Source organism: Nocardia sp. NPDC059154, from assembly GCF_042755705.1.
Taxonomy (GTDB): domain Bacteria; phylum Actinomycetota; class Actinomycetes; order Mycobacteriales; family Mycobacteriaceae; genus Nocardia.
Map to the genome: position 1 here is coordinate 1 of NZ_JBHZCS010000044.1, position 6,524 is coordinate 6,524.

Here is a 6,524-nt window from a genome sequence, read left to right on the forward strand (position 1 = left end):
AACCCGATCAGCGTCTGCCCCGACGACAGCTTGGCGATCTCGCTGTCGTTCGGCGCGGCGACCTTCACGACCACATCGGCGCTGTACGGATCACCCAGCGTCGCACCGGCTTCGATGTACGCCTCGTCCGGAATCAACGCGCCCAGACCGGCACCGGCCTCGACGATCACCTCGACGCCCTGCTTCAGCAGGGCCGGGATGATCTTCGGCACCAATGCGACGCGTCGTTCGTCCGGGTTCGTCTCGCGAACCACTCCGACGCGCGCACCGCGGGGCGCAGCGGTCTGTGCGCTCTGCGTTGTGTCCACTAGTCAAACTTCCTTCTCGTGGTGAGCCCAGGTCACCCTCATGTCGGGGCCGCTTCACCGGTCCAACGGCGGGCCGAACTTACTCGGTAGTAAGTTCGTGAGAATTCTCGCAACTGTACCTGGTTCGGCGTGAGCGTAGCGGAGATGCCCGTCACATGGTGTGGCGAGAAAACCGGACAACTCCATGCTCGACCGGGGTTCGATCGGCGACAAGTACGAAGAATTCCGCGTGCTACTCACCAGTAGGTACGTTGCTGGTTGTGCCGACATCGGGGGCGTGTAGGGGGTGTCGCACATCACTTGTACGCCGTAATGTCTGCATGGTGAGTGGCTGCATGTTCTGCCGGATCGTCGCGGGCGACGCACCCGCGACCAAGGTCTTCGAAGACGACACCCTGGTGGCGTTCCTGGACATCCGGCCCATCACCCGCGGGCACACCCTGGTGATCCCCAAGCGCCACGCCACCGATCTCGACGAACTCGACCCGGCCCTGGGCGCACAGCTTTTCGCCTTCGGCCATCGCCTGGCCAAGTCCATGCGCCGCGCCGGCCTCGCGGCCGACGGCGCCAACCTACTGATCAATGACGGCAAGGCCGCCTTCCAGACCGTTCACCACGTGCACCTGCACGTGATCCCGCGCCACCACGGCGACACCCTGCGCTTCGCCAAGGGTTTCGTCCTGCGCCGCCCGCACGACACCGAGCGCACCGCCGCGGCACTGCGTTCCGGACTGGACCGGCTCGCCGACGAAGAAAGGGAGACCACCGCATGACCGACACGGTGCCGGACCGCGCCGAGATCACGGCCCTCTTGTCCGACCAGTGGGACGCCCTTACCCGGCTGGTGGACGGCCTGGACGAGAACCGCTGGCGCACGGCCTCACCGCTGCCCGGCTGGACCGTGTTCGATGTGCTCGCCCATGTGATCGGCACCGAATCGATCCTGCTGGGCGAGCCGACCCCCGATCTCGCGGTGGCCGGCGAGCACATTCGCAACGACATCGGAGCGCTCAACGAGAAGTGGATCGACTCGCTGCGCCCGCTCGCCGGTTCGCAGCTGCTGGAACGGTTCCTGGATGTCACCGGCCGCCGGCTGAAGATGCTGGAGCAGACCACCGACGAGGCCTGGGCCGAACTGGTGCCGACCCCGGTGGGCATGGCCCCCTACGGCCGGTTCATGCGTATCCGCCTGTTCGACTGCTGGATGCACGAGCACGATATCGCCGACGCGCTCGGTGTGGCCGTCGACGAGGGCGGCAGCCGCGGCGCGACGGCCTTCACCGAACTGCTGACCGTGCTGGGCAAGGCCGCGGTCAAAGGCGCGGGCGCACCGGACGGTTCGCGGATCACCTTCGAGCTCACCGGCCCGGTGCCGCAGACGCTGCACGTGACCGTCGACGGCGGCCGGGCGAGCCTGGTGGAAACCCTCGACGCCCCGGCGGGTCTCGTGGTGACCATGGACTCCGACCTGTTCGCCCGCCTGCGCGGCGGCCGCACCACCGCCGACGCGCACGCGGGGGAGATCACGCTCACCGGCGACACCGACCTCGGCGACCGCCTGGTCCGCAGCCTGGCCTTCACCATCTGACCCGTGCGACTGTTCCTGTCCAGCTATCGTTTCGGCGCGCACCAGCGGCGACTGCTCGAACTGGTCGGCGATCCCGGACCGGTGGCGGTCATCGCCAATGCCTGTGATGCCTGGCCCTCGGCCTGGCAGGGTGCGGTCACCAGCGACCTGGTGCCATTGCGCCGCCTGGGTTTCCGGCCCGATGTGCTGGATCTGCGCGACTACCTCGGCCGTCCGGCCGAGGTCGAGCAGCGGCTGCGCGAATATCCGATGGTGTGGGTGCGCGGCGGCAACACCTTCGTGCTGCGCGTCCAATTCGCCCGCAGCGGAGCCGATCTCGCCCTGACGACGCTGCTGGCCGAGGACGCGCTGGTCTACGCCGGCTACAGCGCGGGCGCCTGCGTCATGACCCCCGACCTGCACGGCATCGAAGCCATCGACGACCCGGACGAGGTCCGCACCGCCTGCGGCGTCGAACCACGCTGGGACGGACTGGGCATGGTCGATCACCGCATCGTCCCGCACCTGGATTCCCCGACCGACCCCGAGGGGTTGTCCCGGAAACTGGTGCGCGAGTACGCCTCCGCGGGAATCCCGCACTGGGCGCTGACCGACGACCACGTCGTTGTCGTCGACGGCGATCGGAACGAGATCCTGACCTAGCGGTCCTCACATGGAAAAAGCCCGCGCACGCCGACGGCGTGCGCGGGCTTTTCTGCCCGACAGATGGTCAGTGCCCCTTGTGGCGGATGCCGTGGCCGAGGGCAACGGCGGCCGCACCGAATGCGCCGATGGCCAGCGTCGCGAAGCTGGCGACGTACGCGCCCTCGGTCGGGACCGCGGCGTGCGGGCCGAGGTGCAGGACGTGGGCGGTCAGGATGGAGCCGGTGATCGCACCGGCGATCGAACCGCCGGCGGTGCGCACCAGCGAGTTGATGCCCGAGGCGATACCGCTCTCGCTCATCGGCACGTGCTGCACGGCCAGGGTGCCCAGTGCCGCGTAGCCGATGCCGAAACCGGTGCCCTGCAGCACATTCGCCATGATCATGTCGAACTTGTGATCGTGCGAGACGGCCAGCCAGCCCATGGACAGTCCGGCGAAGGCCGCGCCGATGGCCAGGGTGTAGGCCGGACCGATCTTGGCGGAGATGCGGCCGGTATTGAAGGAGAAGAAGGTCATCAGCGCCGCGCTCGGGATGCCGTAGAGGCCGACCGAGAGCACGGTGCCGGACAGGCCGTAGCCGACCTTGTCCGCCGGGGTCTGAATGAAGTTGGACACCAGCGAGAACGCGCCGAACATGGAGAACCCGAGCAGCGCGGAGGCCACATTGGCCGACAGCGACTGCGGTCCGACCAGCAACTGCAGGCGCACCAGCGGCTGTTCGACCTTGAGCTCCACGAACACCCAGATGGCGGCGAGCACCGCGGCGGCGGCGAACAGCGCGATGACCGAGCCGGAGCCCCAGCCCCAGCGCGGGCCCTCGCTGATGCCCAGCAGCAGGCAGACCAGCAGGGCGGCCAGCAGCGCGGCGCCGACGAAGTCGGGCTTGCCGCCGTGGCGGACGCCATTGTTCTGGGCGCTCACCTGGATCAGCACGGTGGCGATCACGCCCAGGCCCGCGGTCAGCCAGAAGACCGGGTGCGGGTCGGTGGTGTGGTCGGCGATGACGCCGGTGGCCAGCAGGCCGATGGTGCCGCCGACGCCCATGGTGCCGGACACGATTCCGATTGCGCTGACCAGTTTTTCGCGCGGGAAGGTGTCGCGGATGATGCCGATGGCGAGCGGGATCATGGCCGAGGAGATGCCCTGCAGGGCGCGGCCGACGATGTAGACCGGCAGCGAGGTGGCGAAGGCGCAGACGACCGAGCCCGCGATGAGCACGCCCATCGCGACCATGACCATGGGCTTCTTGCCGTACATGTCGCCGAAGCGGGAGAGCAACGGGGTGGCGACCGCGCCGGAGAGCAGGGCGGCGGTGAACAGCCAGGTGACACCGGCGACGTCGGTGTGCAGCTGCGTGATGAAGCGCGGCAGTAGCGGAATCACGACGGTCTGCTGGAGCGACACGACCAGGCCGGCCGCGCACAGCGCGAGCAATGTCAGGCCGAGGTGGGCCTTCGAGTGGTCTGCGGGTTTGGTCCCGTCGACCTGACCGACAGCGGTCGTAGTCATGCAGCGATCCTTTGGTTTACTTACCAAAATTAAGTAAATGAGTTTCGTAAGATAACCACATGCCGCGACCGGAAGCCACTCCCGCCAAACAAGTTGATGCAGCTCACATAGTCGAACTGGAGCGTGCGCTGGCCCGGGTCGCCTATCTGCTGACCCGGGTCCGCCGCCACGATCAAGCCATGGTGCAGTGCGGGCTCACCATGGATCGGGCCAGTGTCCCGCTGCTGCGGCTGCTCGCCGACGCCGGCGAGCCCATGCGCCTGGGCGAGCTCGCCACCCGCCTCGATGTGGAGGCCCCGCACGTGAGCCGCCAGATCCAGCGCCTGGAGAAGGCGGGCTACGTCGAGCGCGTTCCCGACCCGGACGACCGTCGCGCGCAACGGGTCCGCCCCACCGCCTCCGGCCGGCGCGCCGTCGAAGCCGTCCGCCAGGTCCTGCGCGGCTGGATGGCAGAGGCCCTCACCGACTGGACCACCGAGGACCTCCAGGCCCTCGCGGTCCTCAACCACCGCATGGTCGACGACTTCCTCGACCACGCCGAATTCATCGGCGACCTCGGCGCGACCGCGCGAGACCGGCCCAGCCGCACCGCCTGACCCCGCGGCTATCGGCCCGCAGGCGCTCGCCCGGGTGCGGCGACGGCGTGAGCGCCCCAGGCGCACAACAGCATTGCCACCAGCGGCACCGCCATCGCGGCGGTCAGTGGCATGGCCTTGTCGAGCCAGCCGATGATCGCGGGCCCGGCCAGCAAGCCCACATACCCGAGCCCGAACACTCGCGACATATCGGTGGCGGCGGTGCGCGAGCCCAGGTTCCCGGCGGCGGTGAACACCTGCGGCACGCCGCCGGACAGCCCGATGCCGCACAGCGTCCACCCCAGCAGCGTGAGCGGCAGCCACCCGGAGGCCACCACCAGCCCGAAACCGATGGCCGCCAGCAGCGTTCCCCAGCGCACGATGGCCACTCGCCCGAACCGCCCGCTCACCCGGTCCGTGCCGAACCGGCCGAGCGTCATGGCCAGCGAGAACCCGGTGAACGCCAGCGCCGCCGTCCCCGCCTCCACCCCGAGCCGCCCCTGCACCTGCAGCGCACTCCAATCCGCGGCCACCCCCTCTGCCATCAGCAGCGCGAACGCGATCAATCCCAGCGCCAGCACTTTTCGCCCGATCCGCGTGCCCGCCGGTGACCCAGGGCTCGGATGCTCTCCGTCCCGCCCACCCGGGGTAACGGCGGCAGCGGCGGTGAGTCCGCTGGACACGGTCGGTTCCGTGCCGGGCGTCACGGCGTGATCGACGGCGTCGCGAGCAGTGGGCAGGCCATCCGCGCGCGGGTCGACCGGAGTGCTCGGGCCGTGCTGGGCCGCCGCCGGGTCGGTTCGGTGGCGGCGGTTGCCTTCGGCTGCCGACACGTTCGGGACCGAGTGGGTCGCGGGACAGGTGGGCGGGAGCAGGCGCGGAATCGCGATGGCCACGGTGGCGAGGCCGAAGGCACTCGACAGGGCGAAGGTCGTGTGCAGCGGCCAGTGGGCGTGCTGGGTCGCCGCGCCGAAGGCGGAGCCGAGGAAGCCGCCGCAGGAGAAGAAGGCGTGGAAGGCCGACATGATGGGGCGGGCGTAGGCGCGCTCGATGTGGACGGCCTGGGCGTTCATGGAGACGTCGATCGCGCCGTTGGCGACACCGAAGGCAGCCAGGGCCAGTCCGAGGGTGAACGGGGAGGTGGCGTGGGCGGGGCCGAGCAGGGCCAGGGACAGCAGGGTGGCGGCGGTGGCGGTGAGGGTGCGGCTGCCGAGCCGGTCCGCCAGGGGTCCGGCGGCCTGCATACCCAGGATGGCGCAGGCCGCCATGAGCAGGATCAGCATGCCCAGGGTGGTCGGTGACACGCCGCTGCGCCCGGTGACGGCGGGGATGTGCACGATCCAGACGGCCGAGAGCATCCCATTGAGGCCGAACACCGCGAACAGCGCCAGGCGCGCCTTCCGGATCCGGGGAGCGGGCGTCGTAGCGGCCATCGGTACGACGCTACCGGGTGTTGTCCCGGCATCTCCCTGGTTTCCGCAACCCCTCGCGGCTTCGTCGGCGCTCGGGGCTGCGATCCGAATCATCTGCAGTACAGCCGGTTTGATATCGAGTGTAGGCGGGGGCACCGACAGGTTATGCGCTCGCCGGGACCGCCCAGGCGCCCGAGCTCGCCACCTCGCGCACATACTCGGCGAAGTCGCGCGGCTCCCGGCCCAGCGCCCGCCGCACCCCGTCGGACAGGTCCGAATTCCGCCCGTCGAGCACCGTGCCGAACAGGTAGTCCAGCAGGCTGATCTCCTCGCCGGGCACCCCGTAGGAGGTCAGCGCGGCCACGAAATCGGTTCGGGTGAGCGGAACGTAGGCGATCTCCCGCCCGGTCGCCGCGCCGATCTCCGCCACCGCCTCGGCGAAGGTGAGCGCGCGCGGGCCGGTCAGCTCGTACACCTGTCCGGCGTGCC

General features: G+C 69.6%; 6 protein-coding genes and 2 pseudogenes. 4 read left to right on the forward strand and 4 right to left on the reverse strand.

Annotation, left to right across the window (positions count from 1 at the left end):
* A pseudogene (locus tag ACFXN1_RS31865) lies at positions 1–308 on the reverse strand (NAD(P)(+) transhydrogenase (Re/Si-specific) subunit alpha); the annotation flags it as partial.
* 323 nt (positions 309–631) lie between these two features.
* Between ACFXN1_RS31865 and ACFXN1_RS31870 the strand changes: the two are divergent.
* The 3 genes from ACFXN1_RS31870 to ACFXN1_RS31880 are packed head-to-tail and all read left to right on the forward strand — an operon-like array spanning position 632 to position 2,538.
* Positions 632–1,081 carry an HIT family protein gene (locus tag ACFXN1_RS31870; protein WP_379441171.1) on the forward strand — a complete coding sequence of 150 codons (450 nt, stop codon included), beginning with the start codon at positions 632–634 and terminating at the stop codon, positions 1,079–1,081.
* Positions 1,078–1,896 (forward strand): maleylpyruvate isomerase family mycothiol-dependent enzyme, encoded by an 819-nt coding sequence (locus ACFXN1_RS31875; protein WP_379441172.1) that lies wholly within the window; start codon positions 1,078–1,080, stop codon positions 1,894–1,896. Before ACFXN1_RS31870 ends, ACFXN1_RS31875 begins: the two co-directional genes overlap by 4 nt.
* A gap of 3 nt (positions 1,897–1,899) precedes the next feature.
* The gene (locus tag ACFXN1_RS31880) at positions 1,900–2,538 is read left to right on the forward strand and encodes a Type 1 glutamine amidotransferase-like domain-containing protein (protein ID WP_379463734.1); all 639 of its coding nucleotides are present in this window, start codon (positions 1,900–1,902) and stop codon (positions 2,536–2,538) included.
* A gap of 67 nt (positions 2,539–2,605) precedes the next feature.
* On the opposite strand, the gene ACFXN1_RS31885 is transcribed toward ACFXN1_RS31880, so the two are convergent.
* On the reverse strand, positions 2,606–4,048 hold the full coding sequence (locus ACFXN1_RS31885) for an MFS transporter (protein ID WP_379441175.1): 1,443 nt from the start codon (positions 4,046–4,048) through the stop codon (positions 2,606–2,608).
* Positions 4,049–4,107: 59 nt separating this feature from the next.
* Between ACFXN1_RS31885 and ACFXN1_RS31890 the strand changes: the two genes are divergently transcribed.
* Complete coding sequence (locus ACFXN1_RS31890; protein ID WP_379402890.1) at positions 4,108–4,644, forward strand: MarR family winged helix-turn-helix transcriptional regulator; 537 nt, start codon at positions 4,108–4,110, stop codon at positions 4,642–4,644.
* An 8-nt stretch (positions 4,645–4,652) separates the two neighbouring features.
* On the opposite strand, the gene ACFXN1_RS31895 is transcribed toward ACFXN1_RS31890, so the two are convergent.
* Both ACFXN1_RS31895 and ACFXN1_RS31900 read right to left on the reverse strand, forming a co-directional pair.
* A complete protein-coding gene (locus ACFXN1_RS31895) occupies positions 4,653–6,056 on the reverse strand; it encodes an MFS transporter (protein ID WP_379441176.1) in 1,404 nt (467 codons plus the stop codon).
* 142 nt (positions 6,057–6,198) lie between these two features.
* Positions 6,199–6,524, reverse strand: a pseudogene (locus ACFXN1_RS31900) (NmrA family transcriptional regulator); the annotation flags it as partial.

What these genes read in the sequence shown, in the direction of transcription:
- ACFXN1_RS31875 (WP_379441172.1), top strand. Translation starts at nt 1,078, where the DNA reads ATGACCGACACGGTGCCGGACCGCGCCGAGATCACGGCCCTCTTGTCC.
- ACFXN1_RS31885 (WP_379441175.1), bottom strand. Translation starts at nt 4,048, where the DNA reads ATGACTACGACCGCTGTCGGTCAGGTCGACGGGACCAAACCCGCAGAC.
- ACFXN1_RS31890 (WP_379402890.1), top strand. Translation starts at nt 4,108, where the DNA reads ATGCCGCGACCGGAAGCCACTCCCGCCAAACAAGTTGATGCAGCTCAC.
- ACFXN1_RS31895 (WP_379441176.1), bottom strand. Translation starts at nt 6,056, where the DNA reads ATGGCCGCTACGACGCCCGCTCCCCGGATCCGGAAGGCGCGCCTGGCG.